The 23,418-nt window shown below is 71.4% G+C and carries 21 protein-coding genes; 11 read left to right on the forward strand and 10 right to left on the reverse strand.

Annotation, left to right across the window (positions count from 1 at the left end; all coding sequences use genetic code 11):
- Nucleotides 1-71 precede the first annotated feature (71 nt).
- Genes P8R59_RS09210 through P8R59_RS09220 form a run of 3 tightly spaced genes read left to right on the forward strand, consistent with a single transcriptional unit; the run spans nt 72 to nt 4,304 of the window.
- Entirely contained in the window at nt 72-1,352 is a 1,281-nt protein-coding gene (locus P8R59_RS09210) for a glycosyltransferase (RefSeq protein WP_278103681.1), read from the forward strand.
- Nucleotides 1,345-3,474, forward strand: coding sequence for a right-handed parallel beta-helix repeat-containing protein (locus P8R59_RS09215; RefSeq protein ID WP_278103682.1), 2,130 nt, complete (start codon nt 1,345-1,347; stop codon nt 3,472-3,474). Before P8R59_RS09210 ends, P8R59_RS09215 begins: the two co-directional genes overlap by 8 nt.
- Nucleotides 3,471-4,304, forward strand: a complete 834-nt coding sequence (locus P8R59_RS09220) for a helix-turn-helix domain-containing protein (protein ID WP_278103683.1) — start codon at nt 3,471-3,473, stop codon at nt 4,302-4,304. Before P8R59_RS09215 ends, P8R59_RS09220 begins: the two co-directional genes overlap by 4 nt.
- Nucleotides 4,305-4,338: 34 nt before the next feature.
- Here P8R59_RS09220 and P8R59_RS09225 read toward each other — a convergent pair whose 3' ends face one another.
- The gene (locus tag P8R59_RS09225) at nt 4,339-5,304 is read right to left on the reverse strand and encodes an LLM class F420-dependent oxidoreductase (protein WP_278103684.1); all 966 of its coding nucleotides are present in this window, start codon (nt 5,302-5,304) and stop codon (nt 4,339-4,341) included.
- A gap of 110 nt (nt 5,305-5,414) precedes the next feature.
- The gene (locus tag P8R59_RS09230) at nt 5,415-6,437 is read right to left on the reverse strand and encodes a TerC family protein (protein ID WP_278103685.1); all 1,023 of its coding nucleotides are present in this window, start codon (nt 6,435-6,437) and stop codon (nt 5,415-5,417) included.
- 279 nt (nt 6,438-6,716) lie between these two features.
- On the opposite strand from P8R59_RS09230, the gene P8R59_RS09235 reads away from it, so the two are divergent.
- Nucleotides 6,717-6,902: a hypothetical protein gene (locus P8R59_RS09235; protein ID WP_278103686.1), complete on the forward strand. Its 186-nt coding sequence runs from the start codon at nt 6,717-6,719 to the stop codon at nt 6,900-6,902.
- A gap of 144 nt (nt 6,903-7,046) precedes the next feature.
- Here P8R59_RS09235 and P8R59_RS09240 read toward each other — a convergent pair whose 3' ends face one another.
- The gene (locus P8R59_RS09240) at nt 7,047-8,483 is read right to left on the reverse strand and encodes a glycosyltransferase (RefSeq protein ID WP_278103687.1); all 1,437 of its coding nucleotides are present in this window, start codon (nt 8,481-8,483) and stop codon (nt 7,047-7,049) included.
- A gap of 72 nt (nt 8,484-8,555) precedes the next feature.
- Here P8R59_RS09240 and P8R59_RS09245 point away from each other — a divergent pair, with 72 nt between their 5' ends.
- Complete coding sequence (locus P8R59_RS09245) at nt 8,556-9,338, forward strand: esterase/lipase family protein (protein WP_278103688.1); 783 nt, start codon at nt 8,556-8,558, stop codon at nt 9,336-9,338.
- A 15-nt stretch (nt 9,339-9,353) separates the two neighbouring features.
- Here the strand turns inward: P8R59_RS09245 and P8R59_RS09250 are convergent, their stop codons facing one another.
- A complete protein-coding gene (locus P8R59_RS09250) occupies nt 9,354-11,204 on the reverse strand; it encodes a DUF2207 domain-containing protein (RefSeq protein ID WP_278103689.1) in 1,851 nt (616 codons plus the stop codon).
- A gap of 94 nt (nt 11,205-11,298) precedes the next feature.
- A complete protein-coding gene (locus P8R59_RS09255) occupies nt 11,299-11,859 on the reverse strand; it encodes a MarR family winged helix-turn-helix transcriptional regulator (RefSeq protein WP_278103690.1) in 561 nt (186 codons plus the stop codon).
- A gap of 94 nt (nt 11,860-11,953) precedes the next feature.
- Here P8R59_RS09255 and P8R59_RS09260 point away from each other — a divergent pair, with 94 nt between their 5' ends.
- Nucleotides 11,954-12,340 carry a hypothetical protein gene (locus P8R59_RS09260; protein WP_278103691.1) on the forward strand — a complete coding sequence of 129 codons (387 nt, stop codon included), beginning with the start codon at nt 11,954-11,956 and terminating at the stop codon, nt 12,338-12,340.
- Nucleotides 12,341-12,436: 96 nt separating this feature from the next.
- Here the strand turns inward: P8R59_RS09260 and P8R59_RS09265 are convergent, their stop codons facing one another.
- Genes P8R59_RS09265 through P8R59_RS09275 form a run of 3 tightly spaced genes read right to left on the reverse strand, consistent with a single transcriptional unit; the run spans nt 12,437 to nt 14,983 of the window.
- A complete protein-coding gene (locus tag P8R59_RS09265; protein ID WP_278103692.1) occupies nt 12,437-12,655 on the reverse strand; it encodes a hypothetical protein in 219 nt (72 codons plus the stop codon).
- Nucleotides 12,656-12,690: 35 nt separating this feature from the next.
- A complete protein-coding gene (locus P8R59_RS09270; RefSeq protein WP_278103693.1) occupies nt 12,691-13,626 on the reverse strand; it encodes an aldo/keto reductase in 936 nt (311 codons plus the stop codon).
- A 34-nt stretch (nt 13,627-13,660) separates the two neighbouring features.
- Nucleotides 13,661-14,983 carry a cell division initiation protein gene (locus tag P8R59_RS09275; protein WP_278103694.1) on the reverse strand — a complete coding sequence of 441 codons (1,323 nt, stop codon included), beginning with the start codon at nt 14,981-14,983 and terminating at the stop codon, nt 13,661-13,663.
- 350 nt (nt 14,984-15,333) lie between these two features.
- Between P8R59_RS09275 and P8R59_RS09280 the strand changes: the two genes are divergently transcribed.
- On the forward strand, nt 15,334-16,029 hold the full coding sequence (locus tag P8R59_RS09280) for a DUF998 domain-containing protein (protein WP_278103695.1): 696 nt from the start codon (nt 15,334-15,336) through the stop codon (nt 16,027-16,029).
- On the forward strand, nt 16,026-16,217 hold the full coding sequence (locus P8R59_RS09285; RefSeq protein ID WP_139340560.1) for a hypothetical protein: 192 nt from the start codon (nt 16,026-16,028) through the stop codon (nt 16,215-16,217). The genes P8R59_RS09280 and P8R59_RS09285 overlap by 4 nt, the downstream gene beginning before the upstream one ends.
- A gap of 16 nt (nt 16,218-16,233) precedes the next feature.
- Here the strand turns inward: P8R59_RS09285 and P8R59_RS09290 are convergent, their stop codons facing one another.
- A complete protein-coding gene (locus P8R59_RS09290) occupies nt 16,234-18,705 on the reverse strand; it encodes a helix-turn-helix transcriptional regulator (RefSeq protein WP_278103696.1) in 2,472 nt (823 codons plus the stop codon).
- 343 nt (nt 18,706-19,048) lie between these two features.
- Between P8R59_RS09290 and P8R59_RS09295 the strand changes: the two genes are divergently transcribed.
- Nucleotides 19,049-20,698, forward strand: a complete 1,650-nt coding sequence (locus tag P8R59_RS09295; protein ID WP_278103804.1) for a polysaccharide biosynthesis tyrosine autokinase — start codon at nt 19,049-19,051, stop codon at nt 20,696-20,698.
- Nucleotides 20,699-20,764: 66 nt separating this feature from the next.
- Here the strand turns inward: P8R59_RS09295 and P8R59_RS09300 are convergent, their stop codons facing one another.
- Nucleotides 20,765-22,237 (reverse strand): sugar transferase, encoded by a 1,473-nt coding sequence (locus P8R59_RS09300; protein WP_278103697.1) that lies wholly within the window; start codon nt 22,235-22,237, stop codon nt 20,765-20,767.
- A gap of 340 nt (nt 22,238-22,577) precedes the next feature.
- On the opposite strand from P8R59_RS09300, the gene P8R59_RS09305 reads away from it, so the two are divergent.
- The gene (locus P8R59_RS09305; protein WP_278103698.1) at nt 22,578-22,853 is read left to right on the forward strand and encodes a helix-turn-helix domain-containing protein; all 276 of its coding nucleotides are present in this window, start codon (nt 22,578-22,580) and stop codon (nt 22,851-22,853) included.
- Nucleotides 22,854-22,944: 91 nt separating this feature from the next.
- Nucleotides 22,945-23,277, forward strand: a complete 333-nt coding sequence (locus tag P8R59_RS09310) for a hypothetical protein (protein ID WP_278103699.1) — start codon at nt 22,945-22,947, stop codon at nt 23,275-23,277.
- Nucleotides 23,278-23,418: the final 141 nt, after the last annotated feature.

Below are 23,418 nucleotides of genomic sequence, written 5' to 3' on the forward strand. Positions count from 1 at the left end.
CGGACGCGGTAACCTTCACTGTCCTCCCCGGGCCGTCATTCGGCGTATCCGCCGCACGCAGGGGAGAAGACGTGGGCCACGGGTCATTCGGTGAGCAGCTGATGTGGCTGCTGCCGTTCGGGTACCTGGGCATCGTGTCGTGGGGCTTCTGGATCGTCCGAAAGCTCCTCGCGGCGACATCGCGCCCGGTGCGCAACGACTACCGCACCACGACCACGGTCGTGGTGCCGTCCTTCCACGAGGATCCCGACGTGCTGCTGCGGTGTCTGCAGACATGGGTGCGGCAGGGGCCGTCGCGGATCATCATCGTCCTCGACGTCGCCGACGTGGAGGCCCAGCAGCGCATCGAGGCGCTGGAGATCCCGACGGTGGACGTCGTGATGTTCCGGCACCGGGGGAAGCGCTCGGCGCTGGGTGTCGGCATCCGCATGGTCGACACCGAACTGATCGTGTTCGTCGACTCCGACACCGCGTGGGAGGACGGCATGCTCGACGCCGTCCAGATGCCCTTCATCGACCCCGCCGTCGGTGCGGTCAGCACTCGGCAGAACGTCTACCTGCCGAAGTCGAGCGTGTGGCGTCGCGTCGCGGACTGGATCATCGACCTGCGCTGCACCGACTACGCCCCGGCGATGGGCCGCTTCGGCGGGGTGATCTGCGCGTCCGGCCGCACCGCCGCCTACCGGACGTCCGTGATCCATCCGCGCGTGGAGGACCTCGAGCACGAGATGTTCTTCGGCAGGGAGTGCGTTGCGGGAGACGACGGTCGGATGACGTGGCTCGTGCTGTCGCAGGGGTTTCGTGTCGCCCACCAGGACAGCGCGCGGGCGCTGTCGATGTTCCCCGGCACTTTCCGGGCGTTCGTGAAGCAGCGGGTGCGCTGGAGCCGTAACTCCTACCGGTGCTACCTCACCGCCATTCGCCACGGGTGGGTGTTCAAGGTGCCGCTCATCTCGCAGATCACGATGATGCAGATCCTGCTGACGCCGTTCACCATGTTCGTCGCGCTGGCGTACATCGTGCTCGCGGTGCGGGCCGACAATCCGACGCTCGGCATCATCCTCGCGATCGTCTGGATGTTCGTCGGTCGTGGCATCCGCGGAATGTCGCATCTGTGGCGTCGTCCCGAGGACATCGTGCTGCTGCCCCTGGTGACGGTCGTCATCATCTTCGTCTCGCTGCCGATCAAGGTGTACGCGCTGTTCACGATGAACAAGCAGGGGTGGCTGACGCGGTCCGCGGACAGCCAGGGCGGCGAAGGACAGTCCGAGGCGAGCCTGGGCGGCGAGGGGCAGTCGGCGCAGAGCGTCGGGTTGATGTCCTCGCCCGACGGGGAGGGCCCCCGTGGATGACGACGGCGCGCTGACCGCGCTGGAACGCGGCGACACGCATCCGGCCATCCGCGGGGTGGCTCGGGTGATCATGGTCGTCGCGGTGGTCGTTCTCGTGGCCGCGGTCGTACTCGTGGGCAATTTCGTCCACACCGGGACGTTCCTGCCGTGGTTTCGTGCCGAGGCGCCGACGGGGCCGGTCGTGGCGGTGTCCCCCTCGCCCGACACCACCGACGCCCCGGCCGCTCCGAAGAGCCCCGCCGAGCTCGTCGCCGCCGAGGACGAGCGACTGACGGCCGTGGCGGGGTTGGCGCCCGGGGACCCGGCGCTCGTCGACCAGTGGAACACCGTCGTGCTCGCCCCTCAGAACGGGCAGGCCACCCTCTATCACCTCGCCGATCTGGTGGCGCTGGGGGCCGTGCGCGCCGACGACGAGCGGACCTTCACCCTCCTGCGCCACGTCGTCATCCGCCGCGGAGTGGAACTCGACCTCCTCGGGGGCGGCACCCTGAGGATGTCGAGTTCACCGTCGGGGACCACGAGCCTCGTCACGTGGGGCGGCTTCCTCGGCATCGTCGGTGCCGAGGACGACCCCTTCGTCATCACCTCGTGGGACGAGACCGCCGCCGCGCCCGACCTCGACGAGACGGACGGACGGGCCTACATCCGAGCGCGAGACGGCGTGCTCGCTACCAAGGACGCCGAGATCCGCGACCTCGGCTACTGGAGCGGCCGGACCGGTGGTCTCGCCGTGACGGGAACGGGCGATGACCGCGCGTCCGCGGGAATCGTCTCGACGAAGATCACCGGGCTGCATTACGGGGTGTTCTTCTCGGACACCACGCAGGCCGGCATGCAGGACACCACAATCGAGGATTCGACGCTCACCGGCGTGGAGGTGACGAACGGCGCCTCCGACACGACGATCGAGCGGACGACGATCACGGGCTCCGGCGGCGACGGTGTCTCCGTGTCGCGCCAGTCGACGGGCACGAAGATCACCGAATCCACCGTGGACGGTTCCGCGGGCTGGGGCATCCGCATCGACGGCTCCGCGCTCGCCACCGGTCCGACCTCGGGCGGGTACGGGCTGAGCCCCGCCGACGGGTTCACGCTCACCGGTTCGCACGTGCGCGACAGCGGCGAGGGCGGAGTCCGCGTCATCTCCACCGACGCGACCGAGATCCGGGGTACCGAGGTGTCCGAGACGCGCACGGCCGTCCTCGTGGAGGGGCCGTCCGCCGGGCTCACCGTGGCCGATGCCGACCTGTCCTCGTCGGACCTCCGGGGTCTGGACGTCTCGGGGCGGATCACGGATGCCACGGTGTCCGACTCCCGGCTCGCGGGCCGCCGCATCGCGCTCGAGCTGACCGGAGCGGCCGTGATCGTCCGCGACAACGATCTGCGGGTGGCATCCGGATTCGCTGTCGAACTCTCCGAGGATGCACGCGCGGACATCACCGGGAACACCTTCCACGGCGTCGGCCAGGACGTCGTGGCGTCGTGGTCGGGATCCCGGACGATGCAGCAGGGCAACGTCCAGACCGATTGGACGTTCCAGTGGGCGTGGGTCGGGTGGATGAATGAGCATCCGATGATGTGGATGTGGGCGCTCGTCCTCCTCGTCCCGGCGATCGGCCTGCCGGTGCTCTGGCGCCGCCGTCGCGAGCATCAGAAGCTCCGGCGGCTGCTGCACGAGGCGCTGTTGCGCCACGGTGAGGAGCAGGTGGCCGCATATCGCGCCGACGAGCCGACCTCGGGAGGGGTGGCGCCGGATCAGGTGCGGCGCGAGCCCGTCCCGACCCCGCCGCCGGCGGCGCCTCGTCCCGGGACCGGATGGCGCGGGCCCGCCCCGGCACCGGCCGCCCCCGCGGCGTGGGCCGAGTCCCGCCCGACCGCGCCGTCCGCGACGCTCGGCCCGCGTCCGGCGCACCACCGACCGCGCTCGTTCGCGGACCTGCGTACCGGTCCGCTGGAGGGGCGTACCTTTGCCTCGTTGCAGCAGTTCGCCGTCGCGGCCGTCCTCGAAGGCGGCTATTCGGTGCCGACCATCGCGCGTCTGTTCCGCATCGCGCAGTGGCGACTGCAACAGTGGGTCGAGGAGGCAGCGCGTAACCCGACTGTGGGAGGAAGTCGTCGATGACCGAGGAGCACGAGGAGGATCGCCTGAACGCCGTCCTGCACACGCTCGGTGAGCGGGTGCGGGCCATGCGCCTGGCGCGCGGCATGTCCGTCGCGGCGTTGTCGTTCGAGGCCGCGCTGTCGGAGCAGCGCATCAGATCGATCGAGGCGGGCCGCACCGCGGTGCCGCTGGCGGTGCTCGTGGCGCTCGCCGACGTCTTCGAAGTCGGTGTGTCGGATCTGTTCGGCGACGGTGTCTCCCGCACCCCGGTGTCGGACGCGATCGACGCACCCAGTTCGAGCCCGCACGTGGTGCCGAGCCCCGTGATCTGGGGTGGGGAGCTTCCGCCCGCGCCGTGGATGACGTCCGGAACGGAGGAGCCGGCGCCGGCACCTCCGCCCCCGGCCGAACGATTCCCCGCGGCGGGGTTCTCGCCGCACATCGCCCCCGGGACTGCGGCGCTGCCGCCGGCTCCGTGGCAGACCTCCCCGCCCCCCGCGGCGCACCATGTCGGCCCGCCACCGACGCCCGCGGAGTACGGAGCACCCGTCCCGCCTCCGCACGTGCCGTCGGTCGCCCCGCGCGTGCACCAGCGCGCCGCCGAGAGGGGGATGCAGGGCGCGTCGGCATACGTGTTCGTCGCGCCCGGTGCGGGAGCCGCCACCGCGCCCCGCACCTTCGCCGACCTGCGCGTGGGTCCGCTGGCCGGGCGGACCTTCCGCTCGTTGCAGGAGTTCGCCGTGGCATCCGTGATCGAGGGCCATCACGCGATCACCGACGTCGCCCGCGTGTTCCGCGTGCCCCCGTGGCGTCTCGAGCAGTGGGTGCGCGAGACCGGCCACGCGGTCTGAGCCCATAGGCCCGACCGCGCGACCGGGCGGCAACTCAGAGCGCGCGGAGCTTCTCCAGCAACGGGGCGGCCACCTCGTCGACGAAACGCTGCTGGTGCTCGTCGCCGACCTGCACGATGGCGATGTCGGTGAAACCGGCGTCGATGAAGGGACGCACGCTCTCGGCGAGCTCGTCGAGGTCCGGGCCGCAGGCGATGGAGTCCGCGACGTCCTCGGGGCGCACGAACTGCGACGCTCCCGCGAACCCCGCGGGAGTGGGCAGGTCGGAGTTCACGGCCCAACCGCCGGCGAACCACCGGAACTGGTCGTGGGCGCGAGCGATCGCGGCATCCTTGTTCGGGTCCCAGCTGATCGGGATCTGACCGATCTTGCGTGAGGCGCCGTCGTGGTGCTCGTCCCACCCGCGGATGAGGTCGGCTTCGGGCTCGGTGGTGATGAGGTGGTCGCCGAGCGGCGCGAACCGCTCGATCGAATGCTCGCCGGACACGGCGACGCCGATCGGCACGCCTCCGTCGGGGGCATCCCACACGCGGGCCGAGTCGACGCGGAAGTACTCCCCGTCGTAGGTCACGAGGTCGCCGGTGTGCAACGCGCGGATGATCTCGATCGCCTCGACGAGCATGTCCTGGCGCGCGTGGACGGCCGGCCAGCCCTCGCCGACCACGTGCTCGTTGAGGTTCTCGCCCGATCCGAGACCAAGGGTGAAGCGCCCGTCCGACAGCAGTTGCAGGGTGGCTGCCTTCTGCGCCACGACGGCCGGGTGGTACCGGATGGTCGGGCACGTGACGTAGGTCATCAGCTCGACGTCGGTCGTGGCGTGCGCGACGGCCCCCAGGACGGTCCACGCGTAGGGCGCATGACCCTGCGACGTCAACCAGGGGGAGTAGTGGTCGCTGGAGACGAGGAAGTCGTACCCCGCGCGCTCGGCGCCGACGGCGTAGTCCACGAGCTCGCGGGGTCCGCTCTGCTCGGTCATGAGGGTGTATCCGAAACGAGTCATGCGGTCACGGTAGGTCGGCCGCGGGCCGCTGCCCGCGGGGTTGCGCTCCGGGGGCGGATACGGCAACGGGCCCGCGGCATGCGCCGCGGGCCCGCCCGGTGTCGAGAGGGTCAGTCCTCGGGGGCGTGGATGACCTTTTCGCCCTCGAACAGGTCGCGGCGCTTCTTCTCGTCATCCCTCCGCGTCTTGGCGAGGCTCGCGATGGTCGCCACCGCGACGGTCGCGGCGATGAACAGCAGCGACAGCCAGATCGGGATCTCGGGCACCCAGAGCAGCGGCTCACCGCCGTTGATGAACGGGAGCTCGTTGACGTGCAGCGCGTGGAAGACGAGCTTCACACCGATGAACGCCAGGATGACTGCCAGTCCCTGCGACAGGTAGACGAGGCGCTCGAGCAGGCCGCCGATGAGGAAGTACAGCTGGCGCAGACCCATCAGGGCGAACGCGTTGGCGGTGAAGACGATGTACGCCTCGTTCGTCAGACCGTAGATCGCGGGAATCGAGTCGATCGCGAAGACGAGGTCGATGAAGCCGATCGCGACGATGACGAGGAGCATCGGGGTCACGAAGCGCTTGCCGTCCTTCTGCACGGTGAGCTTGTCGCCGTTGTACTCCTCGCTGACGGGGAGGACGCGCCGCACGAACCGCATGAAACGTCCGTTGGCCGGGTCGCTCTCGCCGTGCGAGAAGGCCTGGCGGTACGCGAGGAAGAGGAGCAGCGCGCCGAAGATGTAGAAGATCCAGGAGAAGTTCTCGATCAGCGCCGCACCGACGGCGATGAAGGCGCCGCGCATGATCAGAGCGATCACGATGCCGATCATCAGCACCTTCTGCTGGTACTTCTTCGGCACCGCGAAGCCGGTCATGATGATGAGGAAGACGAAGAGGTTGTCGATCGACAGCGCCTTCTCGGTCAGATAGCCGGCGAAGTACTCGCCGCCGTACGTCCAGCCCGAGACGACGCCGATGCCGACGCCGAACAGCAGCGCCAGGCCGATGTAGAACGCCGACCACCGCGCCGACTCGCCGATGGTCGGCTCGTGAGCCTTACGGACGTGCGCGAAGAACTCGAACACGAAGAACGCGATCGTCACGGCGATCGTGATGATCCAGATGAGCGGGGTCACACCCACGCGGGCCTCCAAGGGTTTTGGTGTACGTCGAAACACCAAGGTCTCTTCCACTCGCGAAGCGAGCCGACGCCCCGGGTCCACGATGGCGTGGACCGTATTGACGGGATCGTCGCGTGGGAATACTCCCCTTGCCGGGCTCCATCCTACCGGAGCTTGACAGGACGCGGCCGCGCGCCCTCTGAGAGTCGACCAGCACGGCCGCGTCCCGGACGCAACCCCCCGGTCCGGCATCCGATCCGCCGAGAGGATGCCGAGAGGACCCGGATCGAGGAGGACCCCATGGACGATCGCGAACCCACCCAGGACGCCCCGGTGATGGACGGCGCCACCGAGGCGGCGCCCGAGGAGAAGAAGGCCGGCGCGAAGCAGCAGCGGGCGGCCGACGCGGCCGTCAGCGACGGCGCAGCCGACGACGATCTGAACGACGACGTCCGCAGCATCCGCGCCTACGGCGAGGACCGCTGAACGACGAACCCCGTCCGGAGCCGGGGTGGGGGAATGGCTCGACGGACGGGGGACGTCGTGCGCCGTGAGAGGCGCCTCCGCGCCGGCAATGCCGGGGCTGGGTGAGATGACAGTACGCCCCCGCGTGGGGTGAGGGGCGCGCTCTCAGCCGATCCGAAGGCGCCGCCGCACCATCTCTCGGAATAGCCAGGTGCGTTCGCGCATCCGGTGTCGTCGAGCCGCCCGGCGCAGCGTCGCGCTCCACCGCTCCAGCACGACCGACTTGTCGAGCTCCGCAGCCCGGGCGACGGCGTCGCGTCGCATCCGGGTGAGCACGCGCTCGTCCGTCGTCACGGCCGCCACCAGCGTCTCGGTGAGACGGGCGACATCGCCGGCCGGCACGAGCCACCCCGTGCGGCCGTGCCGGATGAGTTCGCGCGGACCGTACGGCACGTCGTAGGCGATCGGCAGGCATCCGGCCGCCATCGCCTCCGCCACGACCAGCGAGAACGCCTCGGAGCGGCTGGTGAGCAGCAGAACGGATGCCGAGGTCAGCGCCTCCCGCGCGGTCGGAGCGAAGCCGTGCAGACGAACAGACCCATCCGTGCCCGCGAGCGCCTCGAGCCGCTCGCGCTCGGGTCCGTCGCCGTAGACGTCGAGCGTGAGTCCGGGGACGGTCTCCGCCGCCCCGCGCGCGGCCGCGACGGCGTCCTCGACACGCTTGATGCCCTCCAGCCGCGCGAGGACGACCGCCCCGTCGCGGGGCCCCGGTCGAGACTCCACCCGCGACACGGGGTGCGGCACGACGGCGAGCAGCGGCAGGGGGCCGACCCGCCGTCGCACGTCGCGCGCCTGCCGGGCGGTGCAGAACACGACCGCATCGAACGCTCCCAGCCGCGCGAAGACCTCCGCCCGCGACGGGCGCAGCGCCGCGCCGTCGTCGGTCAGGTGCGAGCCGTGCACCACGTGGACGACGACGACGTGCGGGCGCCGGTATCCGGCGGCGAACCGAGCCATCGCCTTGCTGTCCACGAGGAGGAACGTCGGCTCCGCGCCGGTGAGGTGATCCAGCCACGCGGCGTACAGGCTCCGAACCCCGCGCCAGGCAGCCCGGGGGGAGCCCTCCGCATCGCAGGTGACGACGACGCGACGGACGCCGCCGTCCGGCGTGGGCACGTCGCGGCGGTCGCTCGCGGCGAGGGTCCCGTCGGGGCGCAGGTGGTCGACCTGCTGCACTGTCCCCCGGGCGTCCGTCCGGACGCGGCGCAGGACGGTTCCGTGGGCCCGGTCCTCCACGGAACCGTCCGGAAGGGGAGAGAACCCCGCGGACGGTCCGACCGGGCGACCCCGCAGATCGTTGTCGCGCAGCCAGTCCCAGAGGTTCCGCACCCGCACGCCCGCCGACAGGGCCGCGCGGTCGGACAGTTCGGCCTCCGCGGACACCGTGTCGGCGCGATCATCGCAGGTCAGGACGTCCACGGGGGCGCCACCGCGACGGTCGAACAGTCGCGAGCGCTGCAGCAGGGCCGCCGTCAGCCCGCCGTACGCCCGGGGGATCCCCCACGTGAGGACGAGCTGGCGCCCCGGAGGCAGTGCCGTCACCGCGCGCGACCGGGGGCGGACGTGCGGAGGTGGCGGAGACGGCGGAGACGGGCGCCGCGGGGGGAGGTGCGCATGACGCGACTCTACGCGGGGGTGCCGACCCGGCCGTCGTGCAACCCCGGGGCCGGTTGCCGGACCGTGCCTGAAGATGAGGGCATGCCGACGGATGCCGAGCCCGGATCGCTCGCGAGGCGGGCGTGGGGCCGCGACCTCTCCTGGTGGGCCCGGGACTACGTCTACGCCGTCGCGGCGCAGCTGCGCGCGATCGGCGCCGGGCGCCCCGACGACCTCGTGTCCGGAACGAAGCGGCCCCTGGTCCTCGTGCCGGGGATCTACGAGACGTGGCGATTCCTCGAGCCGCTCGCCGAAGCTCTCCACGAACGGGGGCACCCGGTCCACGTCGTCGCGGGGCTCGGAGCCAATCGCCGCCCCGTGATCGAGTCGGCGGGTCGCGTCGTCGACCTGATCGTGGAGCGCGAGCTGGACGACCTGGTCCTCGTCGCCCACAGCAAGGGCGGTCTGATCGGCAAGCACGTCATGGCCTTCGATCCGGTCGGCGAGCGGGTGCGGGCCATGGTCGCCGTGGCGACCCCGTTCGGAGGATCCCGGTACAGCAGCCTGATGCCCGCTCCGTCGCTCCGCGCATTCCGTTCGGGGGATGCGACGATGCGGGCGCTCGCCGCCTCGGCCGAGGTCAACACGCGCATCGTCTCCGTCTACGGCGCCTTCGACCCCCACATCCCGGAGGGGAGCGAACTCAGGGGCGCACGGAACATCCGCCTGGATGCCGGCGGTCACTTCCGCGTGCTCGCCGACCCGCGGGTCATCGCCGAAGTGGTGCGCGCGGCGGAGTGAGCCGCGCCGGGCCCGTCACCGTCCGCCTCCGCCTCCGCCTCCCATCCCTCCGCCCGAGAAGCCACCGCCGAACGAGCCGCCCGAGAAGCTTCCCGAGCCGCTCACCTGCGGTGCCGGGCTGGTCCCGGAGTGCATCGTCGACAGCGACGACGCCAGCAGGGCGCTCGAGAACCCGTTCGGTCCGGAGTACCAGCCGAGTTCCGTCCCGGTCGCCCGGGCCCCGGTGGCGAGCACGTCGGCCCACTCCCGCTCGACGCCCCAGACGACCGCCCACGGCAGCAGCTTCTCGTGCAGGTGCAGCACCTGCACGGGGTCATCGACTCCGGCGGGCCGGCGCTCGGCTCCCTCCGGACTCTGCAGCACGCGCATACGGTCGGCTTCGGCCAGGGCCAGGTAGTCCCGCAGCCCGAGCAGATGGTCGCGCGCGGGCGCCCCGGCATCCGTCACCCGATCCGAGTACCGGAGGAGGACGAACGTCAGGATGCCGCCGGCCACCGTCGCCGGGATCGCTGCGATCTGCCACCAGGTCGGTGCCGCTCCGACCGACGTGATGATCAGGGCGGCGACCGCGACCCCGAACGCGATCACGGCGATCGTCCCCGCGATCACGGCCCCCCGCATCCGCGGTGGACGCATCCATCCGCGGCGGCGCACCTCTGCGCCGGCCACCGTGAGGAGGTCGCGCAGCCGTTCGCCCGCGTCGCTGCCCGGTGTGTCCAGTGCCACGCGCTCGCCGGGTCGCGGGCTCTCGCCGAACACGGCGGCGAGGACCCCCGCCCGCAGGGGGGTCGCTCCGGTTCCGTCGATGTACTCCAGGGCCAGCTCGTCGTCCGCGGAGGGGTCTTCCACGATGCGGAGGTGTCCGGCGACCGCCGTGTCGAGGACCGCGGCGGGGAGGGCGCCGCGCGAACGTCCGACGAGGTGCGCGCCCTCGAGCACGTCGACGTCGGCGGGCGGGGCGTACTCCGGGACGATGATGCCCCGACCCGCGGCGTCGCGGTTGCGGCGACGCGAGAAGATCGCCGCCCCGATCGCGGCGGCGGTGACGCCGAGGGAGCCCAGCGAGATCGCGGACAGCGCCGGCGCGGCATCCACGGAGAACTGTTCGGCCGCGGTCCGCACCACCTCGCCCGGGACGAACGTGCCCCGCGCGAAGCCGACGGAGATGGTGAGGTTCTCGCCCGGTCCGAGGTCGTCCGCCGCGGCGGAGAACGTCAGGCCGCCGTCCGCCCGATCCGCTCGGACGACGTCGCACCGGTCGGTCGACCCTTGTTCGCCCCGGTAGCAGGCGGCGGCGCCGTCGAGTGCTGTCGGCGCGAGAGCGGCATCCACCGCCACCTCGACGCTCACCCGACCGAAGGGCTGCGCCCACTCCGTTCCGTTGACGTCGCGGTAGAACTCGTCGGTGTCGGTGTCGTCGAACGCGCGGATGGTGTCGCGCTGGGTGTACGAGATCACGTACGTCTGCCTGCCGTGCACGTAATCGTCGTCGCCGGTGAGGACCCGGACCTCCCGTCGGTCCGTCTCGATCTCGTAGGGGATGGCTGCGCCGTCGGCACCCGTGACCGAGATGATGCGCGTCTGCAGGGGTACGCCGTCGTAGTCGTCCGGGATGGCCCGGACGATGCCGCGGTTCTGGTCGTCTTCCGGGAACTGCGCGACGAGCGTCTCCGTGACCGTCGACTCGGCGTGCCCGTCCGCGGACCGCGTCAGCGACATCTGCGCGTCGAAGGACTCGAACCGGAAGTCGTCCACGTCGGCGCGCGCGGGGGCGGGCGGCGTCGCCGCCAGGAGGAGCAGGCCGAGGAGCACCGCTGACGTCAGCGCGGAGCGGATCGAGCGGACTCGAGAGGCGAGGGCGTCCATATCCCGACGGTATCGAGATGCGCCCGGCGGGGGATCCGTCCTGCGGGGGAGGTCGGTGCGCGGAGGGTCGACGGCGCGCCACGGTATCGGGCTGTCAGCCGGCAGCGCGTCCTGCCGTGGGGTGCTCGGCGGGATGCTCGCTCAGGCAGCACGGCGCCCCCGTCCTCGTGCACGAGCCGTCGACGGCGCAGCGCATGCGTTCGAGGAAGGCCGTCACGGCATCCGCCTCGACTCGGCTCATTCCGGAAGTGACGCGCATCATGCGCTCGTGCATGCCCCCGAGGGTGTCGCGGATCTCGTCCTCCGTGTGCGTGGTCCCGCGCACGAGGATCTTCCGTCGATCCGTCGGATGCCGCTCGCGTCGCACGTGCCCCGATCGTTCGAGACGATCCAGGAGCGCGGTGATGGATGCCGTCGACAGCCCGAGGTGGCGCGCGAGATCGGCGGGTGTCGTGTCGGTTCTTGCTCCGGCACTGCGGGTGAGGAATCGCAGGACGAGGAGTTCGTTCTCGCCCATCGCCATCGAGTCCTGCGTGCGCCGACGCATCGCCATCTCCGCGGTTCTGTACTCCCGGAGCGCCTGCATGACGCGCGATCCGCGTCGGCCGTCGGCGCTCTCGCCGTACCAGTAGGGAGCGGGGGATGCGGTGGTCATCGGGCCGCCTCCGATCTTCGCCTTATATCTCGGTTGCTTATTCGCTAGTCTACCTAGTAAGTTCGTAAACAAGCAAAGAGTGAAGGGACACATCATGGCGAAGCTGTTCTACGGGACGACCCCCGAGCCCATCACGATCGACGATCGGATGCTCGCCCACGTCAAGGTGGTCGTCGCCACCAAGCTGCGCCGCGGCGAGAGCTTCACGCTGTCGTGGACGCACGGCGAGGACGAGCCCGCCGGCCGCTCGACGATCTGGCTGCAGCCCGCCATCCCGCTGCGCTTCGTCTTCGAGTCCGAGCAGCCGGAGTCCCTCGACCAGAACCTGCTCAAGCGCATGGCGAACGACGCCAACTCCTCGCGCGGTCTGAATCTCGACATCGACACCGTCCCGGCCGCGGCCGCCGAGCGCCCGGCTTCCGCCCGGCCCGGTCAGGCGCGGTCCACCGCGGCGCCGCGCTCCCTGGTCCGCGCCGCATGAGCGCCGCAGACCAGGTGGTCGTGACTCACTCCCTCGCGTGGGACGTGCCCACCGAGCCGCTCACGATCATCACGCCCGCGGCCCTCGCCGCCACCGTCACGGTGTGACGTCGTCGGCGTCCTCGGCGTCGCCCCGTCCCGACGCGCCGGGCTCCCGTCGCGTGAGAACGATCGCGACGGCCAGCAGGACGGCGCCGACGACGATGAAAACGACTTTCGGGGCGACCGGACCGTCGGCCGGGAGCACCGACGTCGGGGCCGCGAACACGAGGGCGGCGAGGCCGGCGGAGATCGCCCCCCACGGGCGCCTCGTCATCGATGCCGTCTCACGCTCACTTCCGCCCGGCGCGGTCACGGGACGACGTATCCCGCCGCACGGACCAGCGCGTACCACTCCGCCCGGGTCAAGACGACGTCGGCTCCCGCCGCCGCGTCGATCACTCGACCGGGCGTCGTGGTCCCCAACACCACCTGCATCCCGGCGGGATGCCGGGTGATCCATGCCACGGCGATCGCGATCGGGGTGACACGGTAGCGCGCGGCCAGGTCGTCGATCACGGCGTTCAGCTCGGCGTAGGCCGGGTCGCCGAGGAACACGCCGTTCCCCTTCGTCCCCTGCAGCGGTGACCATGCCTGGAGGGTGATGCCTTCCAGGCGGCAGTAGTCGACGAGTCCGCCGCCGTCGAGGACGGCGGACTGCGGTGTGGACTCCATGTTCATCGCGAGCCCCTGCGCGACGATCGGCGCGTGCGCGACGGAGAGCTGCACCTGGTTCGCGACGATGGGCTGGCGCACCGCCGTGCGCAGCAGGTCGATCTGGCGCGGGGTGTGGTTGGACACCCCGAAAGCGCGCACCTTGCCGGCGGCCTCCAGCTCATCGAACGCGCGCGCGACTTCGTCGGGTTCGACGAGCGCGTCGGGTCGGTGCAGCAGCAGAACGTCGACGTAGTCGGTCTTCAGCGCGCGGAGGGACTCGTCCACGGAGGCGACGATGTGCTCGTAGGAGAAGTCGAAGTACGGACCCTCGCGGACGATGCCCGCCTTCGTCTGCAGCCGGATCTCGGCGCGCTCGGACGAACCGAGCGCGAGCGCCTCGGAGAACCGCCGCTCGGCGGAATGGAGCTCGCGCGCGTAGATGTCGGCATGGTCGAAGAAGTCGATGCCCGCCGAGCGTGCCGCCTCGTAGAGCTCGCGGACCTCCGCGTCGCTCTTGTCGTCGATCCGCATCATTCCGGCGACGACGGCGGGGACGGCGGGGCCCGAGGGGCCGAGGGGGACGGATCGCATCGCTCCACGTTATCCCCGCCCGGGCCCCGGCGTCTCAGTCGGAGGGCGCCGTGCCCTCTCCGCCGCCGTTCGCCACCGCGGGCTCGGCATCCTGATCGTCCTCACCCGGTCGCGGCGTCCCCCGCGGTGTCGCGCGCAGCAGCTCGTTCATCTCGGAGAGGAAACCGCCGAGCTGTTGCTGCTGCCAGCGGAGATCGCGCGTGCGGTCCTCGGCGTCCCGCAGCACCGTGGCCGCGTGCGCCGTGATCGTGTCCGCGATCCGTTGGGCCTTCTCCCGCGCGTCGTCCAGGACCTCCCGCGCGTGGACGTTCGCCTGCGCCTCGATCTGTTGGGCCTGGGCGCGTGCCAGCCGCTCATGATCGTCGGCCCGTGCCGCGATCCGTCGCGCGTGGTCGAGGGCCGCCTCCACCTGTTCGCTCGCGTCCGAAGTGATCCGTTCGGCGTGCGCGACCGCCTGATTGTGCAGGACGAGGAACTCCTGCTGCGCCTCGTCCTGGCGCCGGGTCAGAGACTCCTCGAACTCGAGGACCCGGGCGGTCATCTCTCGGACGTCGCGCTCGGCGGCGGCCCGGAGGTCGCCGGTCTCGCGCGAGACGAGCGAGCGCAGCGCCGCCGCCCCTCTCTCGGCCTCCGTGCGCAGCGCGACGGCCTCGCGCTCGGCCTGGGCCACCTTCTCGGCCGCGTGGGCGGCCTCCCGCTCGAGGCGAGCGTGATGCGCGGTGAGCTCCGTCTCGATCCGCAGACGCGCCTGATCGGCGTCGTGCTGCGCCTCGGAGCGGATCCGGTCGCGTTCGGCGACCGCGTCCGCCCGGATGCCGTCGGCCTCGTCGCGGGCACCGGCCAGGAGTCGATCCGCCTGCGCCGCCGCATTCTGGACGAGGACGTTCGCCTGCTCCTCGGCGACGCGGAGGATCGCGTCGAACCGCTGACGACTCTGCGCGGGATCCTCGCCGTCGCCGTCGGAGCCCGCGACGAGACCGGCGGAGAGGGCGGCGACCTGGGTCTCGGCTTCGGCTGCGCGCGCGGCCGCCGCACGCGCCTGCTCCTGCAGCCTGCCGGTCTCCTCGACGTGTCGCCGGGCCGCCTCCGCGAGCTCGTCATCGTGGTCTGCGCGCTGCTGCGCGTACATCGCCTCGGCGCGGAGCTTCTCGCGATGCACCTCGTCCGAGGCCGCGCGTGCGCGCTGGACGAGATGACGGACGGCGTCGTCCACGGCCTCGCGGTCGTACCCGCGGAAGGCGGCGGGGAACGTCGGAGACGCATCGTCGGCGTCGTCCCGTCGCAGCAACTCGTCGAGCGGCGAAGACTCCGCTCCGTCCGTCGACGCCGGCGACTTCTCGGTCTGGTCGTCCGTCACGGGACTCCTCTCGGTGGGCTGCCTGGGCGCCCGACGAGTGGGGTGCAGGCTCGTGCGGAGGGGATGCGCGGTCTCGAACCGGGTGCCGTGGCCACGAGACCGCGCATCCATGATGAGCGATCGGATTGAAGAGTAAGGAACTTGGGGGAGAACCACTCGAGATCACTCGAGGACGACCCTGCCACGCGTGGCCGCCGTCACTTCCCGGAGAGGTCCATACCTCACCCGGGGAATCGCCCGCGTCGCGCACGGATTCCGACCGCGTCGGCATCCGATGCCCCGCTCTGCGGCGCGCGTGCGCACCGGGCGCGGTAATGTGGCCAGGCCCCTCGACGCCGCCGGAGACGCCCATGACCGAGACGATCGTTCGGTCGCCCCGCCTCGCACCCCGCTCGGGAAGCCGTCGTGTCGTGCTCCTCGCCCTCGTCGGCGGGGGCGCCGCTTTCCTCAGCGCGGGCCTCATCTGGCTCAGTCGCCTCTGGGATCCGACCGTTCACTACGTGAGCCAGTTGGGTGCCACCGGCATGCCCACGGCGCCCGTCTTCAACTCCGCCCTCCTGCTGCTCGGCATCGCCGCCGTGCTCGTCGACCGCGCGATCCTGCACCGGCCCGACGTCTACGTCGTCGGCTGGCCCATCGCCGCGACCCTCGTCGTGTGCGGGGCGTGCTTCGCCCTGGCATCCGTCGTCACCTGCTCGCCCGGGTGCCCCGTGCCCTTCACCCCGGGGGCCCTGCCGCAGGACCTCATCCACATCAGCGCCGCGGTGCTCGGGTTCGTCCTGGCGATCGTCGCGATGGCGCAGGTGTCGGTTCTGCGTCGCCGTCCGTGGATGCGCGCTGCGAGTCTCGCGACGCTCGTCGCCGTCGGTCTCACGTCGTTCATCGGCGCCATGCTGGCGCTCTTCCGCGGCGACACGGTCCTCGGAGGGAACCTCGAGTTCATCGCGGCGACGCTCGCGATCGCGTGGTTCGGAGTCTTCGGACTCCAGGTCGCCGCAGACGAACGCGTCACCCGCGCCGGCGCACCGGCTACCGTTTACCCATGACCCGACGTCGACTGCGCCGTGTGATCGGACTCGTCGTCCCGATCGCGAGTGTCGTCGTCGTGCTGACGGTCCTCCATGGCGCGGGTCTGCCGCTGACGTTCCCGGGAGTGCTCGTCTTCGTCGTGCTCCTCATCGTGGCGCGGCTGGTCTTCGGGTTCGCCCGCCGCCGGCGCGCCGACCGGGGCTGAGTCGGCGCGCCCGGCCTCACAGCTCGCCGTCCGCCTCGATCAGGCCCCACGCGTGCGCGGCGCGGATCGCGCTCGCGCGGTCCGACACCTCGAGCTTGCGATACAGGCTCTGCAACTGCGTCTTGACGGTGTTCGGCGAGACGACCAGCGCGCGGGCGATGTCGGCGATCGTCGACGTCGGGGTGAGTTGTGCCAGGACCACCTGCTCGCGCTTCGTGAGGTGCGGAACACTCACGGATGACGCGAAGAACGAGACGCGATCCGACACGCGATCGCGTGCCGCGGGGGACAGGAGCCGGAGGACGAGGCCGCGGTCCTCGGGTGCGACCGCGCTCCACGGGCTCCACAGGTCGTGACGCGCACTCAGCGCCTCAGCCCGTTGGGCGGTCGAACGGTGGGCCCCGGTCCCGTTGAGCCGGACGTCGGAGACCATGCTGACCACCATGCTCTCCAGCGCGGCGCGCGGTGAGGAGTCCTGGTGGATGCCCCACTTCACACTCATCACGTAGGCCTCGTGGGCGCGTCCCGCGTAGAGCTGCGACAGGGCGATCGCGGGCGCGGTCGCGGCGGAGAGCCCGAACGGGCCCTCGAACAGGGCCAGGGCCTTGCGCGCCTGGCGCAGGGCGATCAGCACCTTCGCGCGGGCCGTCAGCAGCTGGATCGACTGGAAGTGCGAGGGGGGCGTGCTGCGCGTCCGCCCCATCCACGACCGCAGCATCCCCAGCGCGTCGGGGGCCGCTCCGGAGAGCAGGAACGCGATGGCCTGGACCGACGCGGCGAACGGCCACAGCTCCCGTGCGCCGCCGGTCGCGGTCATCGTGTCGAGGCGCTCGCGCGCGGCCGCGGCATCGCCGCGTTCCAGACTCAGCCAGGCATCGGCCAGCCGCGTCCCCTCGCCCCAGGGCGAGCCGGCCCACGCGTCCTCGCGGTCGGCGTCGCACAGCACCCCCGCCGCCCGGACGTCGCCCTCCAGCAGCGCCACGACCGCGAGCACCCCGCGGGCGCGGAGCCGGCGGGCCGGGGGAGCGAGTCGCTCGACCTGCCCGAGGGCGAGGGTCGCATCGCGCAGCTTGCCCATCGCGAGGTGGGTCATCCCGACTTGGTACCACCCCTCGGCGACGACATCGTCCGAGAGCGCCGGCCGACGACGAAGAGCGTCCACGAGGAGCGTCGCCGACTCGGTGGCCAGGGCGAACCGCCCCGCGGCGCGCAGCAGGTTCACGCGGATGATCAGCGCCTCGATGTTGTGCTGCGCTGCCGCCTTCGCCTCCGGGAGGCGCCCGAGCGCGCCGACCACGAGCGCGGGAGTCTCCGCGGACGCCGCGGTGTCGGGGTCGACCGAGAGGAGCGCGTCGACCGACACGGGGTCGAAACCCACGTGCGCGCGCAGGGTCTCGACGAGCGTCGCGAAGGCGACGGAGTCGCGTGCCCAGATCTCCGGGCCCGCCGAGCGCAGGATCGAACCGAGCGTGGGCCACTGGGCCGCGTCGGCGGCGAGCTGCGCGGCGCGCAGCGGCTCGCCCGCGGCGACGAGGTGATCGAGCAGGCGCAGGCGCGCGTGCTCGACCAGTTCGGGAGCCCCGGCCGTGATCTCGCGCAGCCATTGGGCGCGGACGGGCTCGGCCAGCACCAGCCGAGTCGTGCTGGGCCAGACGAAGCCCGCGTCCTGCAGTTCGCCGAGCAGATCACTCGTGGTTCCGGCGGTCGAGTCGATGCCGATGGCGTCGGCCAGTTCGACGTTGATGTACGGGGCCACCGCGAGCAGTCGGACCTCGTCGGTGATCGGGACGCTCAGGTGCGCCTCCATGTCCGCGGTAAGCGCGCGAGCAGCATGATCCGCGATGGCATCCGCCTCGTCACGCGTGCGCAGCGGCAGGCCCTCGAGACGCAGCCGGGAGCTTGCGAGCTGCGCGAGCGCGGGCCATCCGTGGGTGCGGCGCATGAGCACGTCGACGGCGGCGTCGGTGGTCTCGATCCCGTTCAGGTCGAGGACCAGAGCCAGCTCCTCGCGCGTCATCAGCAGGTCGGCCGGGGTGAGGACGTGGACGTCGAATTCGAGAGCGATCAGCGGGCTCTCGAGCCGGGTCACGTGCCGCGTGGCCACGACTACGCGCAGCGCCGGATCCGCGCGGAGCAGGTCGAGGATCGCGGCGGAGTCGACCGTCGGAGAGTCGGTGAGGTTGTCCACGAGCAGCACGTGCTGCGGCGGACCCTCGCCGAAAGCGGCCGCGACGCGGTCGAGGGTCTCCGCGTCGGCGTGGGCGGAGTCCAGGAGCTGGATGCCGGTCTCGGGGTCGTCGTCGAGGGCCGCAGCGAATTGCCGCAGCAGGGCGCTCTTGCCGACTCCGGCGGGCCCCCGGAGAAGGACGACGTCGCTCTCGAGCGCCTGGCGGAGCTTGGCGACGGTCAGGGTGCGTGGTGTCCAGAAGCGGCTGGAGCGCCGGGCGGCGCGGGCCGCGGCGGGAGGGGTGTCGAGGTCGATCAGCATCGTGTTCTCCAACTCTCGGTCTGCGCAGTCGTCGGCCCGGGTTCGGGTCTGGGCGACGAAAGGAGCGCACGGCGGGGGTGCGCTTCACCCGATCATTGGGGTGATGTTCGCCCGTATGACCTGTCGAGGGAGCGGTTTCATCCCCGTGGTCATCCCTCCTTCACCCTGTTGGCATCACACTCTCCGCCCCTCTGTCACCATCGCCGGGCGCCGCCGATTCCCCCCGGGTATCGCCCGCTCGTGCGCGATCCGGGGTGGTGCGAGTGCTCCTCCGGCCCATGCCTATGCTTCCCGGGCTCGGCGTTCCCGATCGGCCCGAGCGGAAGGCGGTACACGAGTGGACATGCAACGCGTCGCGCGGATCCTGCGCGCGTACTGGAAGGCGATCGTGGCGCTCACCCTGGCCGGAGGCCTCGCGGGGTTCGGGTGGAGCGCGCTGCAACCACGGGTCTACACGGCCGACGCGAGCGGCTACGTCGCCAGCGTGTCATCCGACGGATCGACGGGCTCGGCTCTCGCGGGAGGAACCCTCGCCCTGGCCAGGGTGAAGTCCTTCATCGACATGGGCTACTGGAAGTCGGTCGCCGAAACGGCCCGCGACGAGCTCGGACTCACCGACAGCCCGGAATCCCTGGTGCAGCGCATCCACGTGTCCAACCCCGTCGACACCGTCAACGTGCGCGTCGACGCGACGGGGCCGACCCCCGAGGCGGCTCGCGATCTGGCGCAGGCCTGGCTCCACGGGATGACCGTCCAGGTGGATCAGTTGGAGTCCACCAGCGGCGCGCACAGCGCCGTGAAACTCGTCGCCGGCGACTCGGCGCGTCTCCCGACGTCGCCGTCCTCGCCCAACGAGAAGCTGGCGATCGCCGTCGGGGCGCTCGGCGGGGCGGTGGCGGGGGTTCTGTTCGCGCTGGTGCGCCGGACCTTCGACCGGCGGGTGCGGTCGACTCAGGACATCTCCGATTCCGTCGACGTGTCGGTCGTCGGCATCCTCCCCGTCGACAAGGAGCTCGCCGCCGGCCGCGCCGTCTTCTCGTTCGACGACATCCGGGACGGACGCGGCTCCTTCGCCCACAAGGAGGCCATGCGGGAGCTCCGGACCAACCTGCAGTACGTGGACGTGGACCGGCCTCCGCGCGTCATGGTCGTGACCAGCCCCCTGCCGGGGGACGGCAAGTCCACCACGGCGGCGAACCTCGCGGTGAGCATCGCGGCGACGGGGCAGTCGGTGATCCTCATCGACGCCGATCTGCGCCGCCCCGTGCTGGGGGCGACGTTCGGCTTCTCCGACGACGTGGGCCTCTCGGACGTCCTCGCGGGCCGCGCCCGCATCGAGCAGGTGGCCCACCAGGTCGACGAGCACGGGCGCCTCTTCGTCGTCGCGGCGGGGCGGACGCCTCCGAACCCCAGTGAGATGGTCGGCTCGCAGCGCATGCAGCAGCTGGCGCGCACACTGGCCGATGACATGGTCGTCATCATCGACTCGCCACCGACGCTCGCGGTCGCCGACGCCGCGGTGATCGCCAGCTGGGCGGACGGGGCCGTCCTCGTGGTGACAGCCGGTCGTACGACGGACGACATGCTCCAGCGCGCGGTCGGCAACATCGCCAAGACGCGCGGACGGCTCCTCGGCGTCGTCCTGAACCGGGTCCCGCTCCGCGGTGCCGATTCGAACTACTACGGCTCTCAGTACGGCGGATACTACGGATACGGCGCACCGGGTTCCGGGGCAGAGCGAGGCCGATGGTGGCGTCGGCCGAGGCGTCGTCAGGCGGGCGACGAGGGGGATGCCGGTGTGTCGGCGCCGGGCCCGCGCCGACGATCCGGGGAACTGCCTCCCTCGAACGTCAGCGGCCTGCGGACGCTGTCCGCGCGGCGGAGCCCTGCGGCGGCGTCGGGTGATTCGACTGGTGAAGGCGCGGTCGCCGTCGCTCCGCCCGCCGCGGTCGTGACGGACGAGCGGACGTCGCGGCGTCGACGGCGGGGGTGAGACGCGGCCACGGAACACGAGGAGGGCGCCGATTCCACTCCGGGAATCGGCGCCCTCCTCGTGTGATCAGTGCGCGGTGTCGCCGGGGGCGAAGACGGCCTTCACGGTCCGGAACAGGATGACGAGGTCGCCGATCAGCGACCAGTTCTCGACGTAGAAGAGGTCGAGGCGGATGGCATCCTCCCAAGACAGCGCCGATCGCCCGCTCACCTGCCAGAGACCGCTCATTCCGGGGCGGACGATCAAGCGGCGCCGGGCGTCGTCGTCGTAGAACGCCACCTCCGCATCGCGCTGAGGACGCGGCCCGACGAGACTCATCTGCCCGACCAGCACGTTGAACAGCTGGGGGATCTCGTCGAGCGAGTACCTCCGCAGAATGCGGCCGATCGGCGTGATGCGCGGGTCGTCGTCGATCTTGAACAGGGGAGCGCCGTCGCGTCCCTGGCTCGTCAGGAGTTCCGACAGGCGGGCGTCGGCGCCGTCGACCATGGAGCGAAACTTGATCATCCCGAATCGGACGCCGCCCTGACCGACACGTTCCTGCCGGTACAGGATCGGGCCGGGTCCCGACAGTCGCACGAGGACGGCCAGGACGAGCAGCAGCGGACTGAGAGCCCCGAGCAGCAGCAGGGACCCGACGAAATCGAACGCGCGTTTCAGGACCCGCTGACGGGTGGAGTATTGCGGCGTCTCGACGTGGACGAGGGGGAGACCCGCGACCGGGCGCGTGTGGATCCGTGGCCCGGCGACGTCCGTCAGGTTCACGGCGACGATCAGGTGCTGCCGCCCGGGCTCGAGGCCCCAGCCGATCCGCCGGATGTCGTGGGCGTCGATGTGTCCGCCGCCGGTGACGAGCACGCTGTCGGCGTCCAGCTCATCGAGTCGGCGCTCCAGGCGCCGCGCGTGGGCGTCCGTCCACGAGTTCTCGCCGGCGCCCTCGACGGTGTGCACGCCCACGATCGTGAGGCCGACGCCGGGCTGACGGGCGATCTCGCCCGCCACCCGGGCGTTCTCCTCGGCACTTCCGACGAGGACGACCCGCGCGGACAGCTCGCCCCGACGTCTGCGGGCGACGAGCCAGGCGCGGGCAGCCGAGCGCGAGGCGAGGAGGGTGAGGGTCCCCACGGGAAGGCTGAGCAGGAAGTACCCGCGGGACAGGTCGACCCCGGTGAGGTAGGCGCCCATGGCGATGAGGCCGAAGAGTTGGAAGGATGCCGCGATGACCAGGCGATGCTCGGCGACGCCGTGTCCGACGACCCGGGGGAGGCGTGTCCCCCAGAGGGTCAGGGCGATGAGCCACGCGACGCACAGGAGCAGCGACACGGTGGTGTAGTCGATCGGCACCGCGCTGACGCCCGCGTGATCGGGTCCGAGCCAGAGCGCCTGGGTGCCGAAGACGGCCGCTGCCACCACGAGCGCGTCGGAGGCGACGAGGAGCCGGGCGTATCGGGACTGCCAGGTGCGCCTTCGTTGCGTGCGCGTCGGGGTGAAGCTTTTCGTAGGGGCGGGTGAAACAAGTGACGAGGTAGCGAGATCCATGGGTACTCCGCTGATCGGGCTCAGTGGCCGGAGATGATGCGCCTCTGGGCTGGAACGGGAGGCGCGGGGTCCGGGCACTGTGCCACCCACGGCGTCCACGGGGGACCGATACGTCAGCGGTGCGGGGAGGGTGAAGGGTGTCGAGGGGGAGGGCTCCGAAGAGTGATGCGGCAGCAGGACCGGCGCCGTGCCCGCGATCCGCAGATGGTTCGCCCCCGCGCTCACCTCCGCAAGATCGCCGATCACCTCGGCAGGTTTCCCGTCTCCGGGCAGGGACCCGACGCCGGTGAGACATGTACACATGTTCATGTGCGCGTAGCCGAACGGACAAGCTGGGTGCATGACCGACGTGCCCGATCCCTGGAACGAGTTCGCCCGGCAGTTCGGCGCCCGTCTGCTCGCGGCGCGTGCGGAGAAGGGTTTCTCGCAGGAACACGTCGCGCATGCTGCCGGACTCGCCACCTTCACGTACCGCAAGCTCGAGCACGGCGAGTCCAACCCCGGTACGCCGGCGAACCCGCGGTTGCGCACGATCGTGTGCCTGGCGGAGGTCCTGGAGATCCCGCTCTCGGACCTGCTGCCGCAGCCGCCGGAGGGCGTCGCGCCCGGTCGCTGAGTGCGGTGTCGGAGGCTCGTGCTTCACTTCTTCCGTGCCCACCGATGATCGGGGAGTCCTCGCGGACGACCCGGAAAGAGAGGTGTCCGGCATGAGCGAAAACGATGTCCATCCCCGTCACTCGGGTGCGCGCTGCACGTACGCGTGGTGCACGACCCGCCACGGCCTCACGGTCCACCCCGACGACGAGACGCACCGCAGCTCCGGCTCGGGATTCACGGCGCGGGTCCGGGGCTCGGACGAGTCGGGAGCGGGGCGGGAGAGCGAGGTCGAGGTCGGAATCCTCCGTCGACCGGGCGACGTCGAGAACTGGCTCGCGATCGAGCTCGGATCCGTGGGGCTCGCGCTCTCGATCGACGGTGCGCGCGAACTCCGTCGCGTGCTCGCGGAGGACCCGCAGATCCGAGAGGCGCTGTCGTCCTGAGGTGATCGGGAACGCGGTCGCCGCGGCGGTTCACCCGTCCCGGCGGTCGACGCATCGGCCGGCGGGGCGGACGGAGCGGGAGCGGGGGACGCTCTACTCGAGGGAGCAGCCATCGCGCGCGAGGACCCGACCTCGCCGCCG

This window comes from Microbacterium proteolyticum, assembly GCF_029639405.1.
GTDB lineage: Bacteria > Actinomycetota > Actinomycetes > Actinomycetales > Microbacteriaceae > Microbacterium.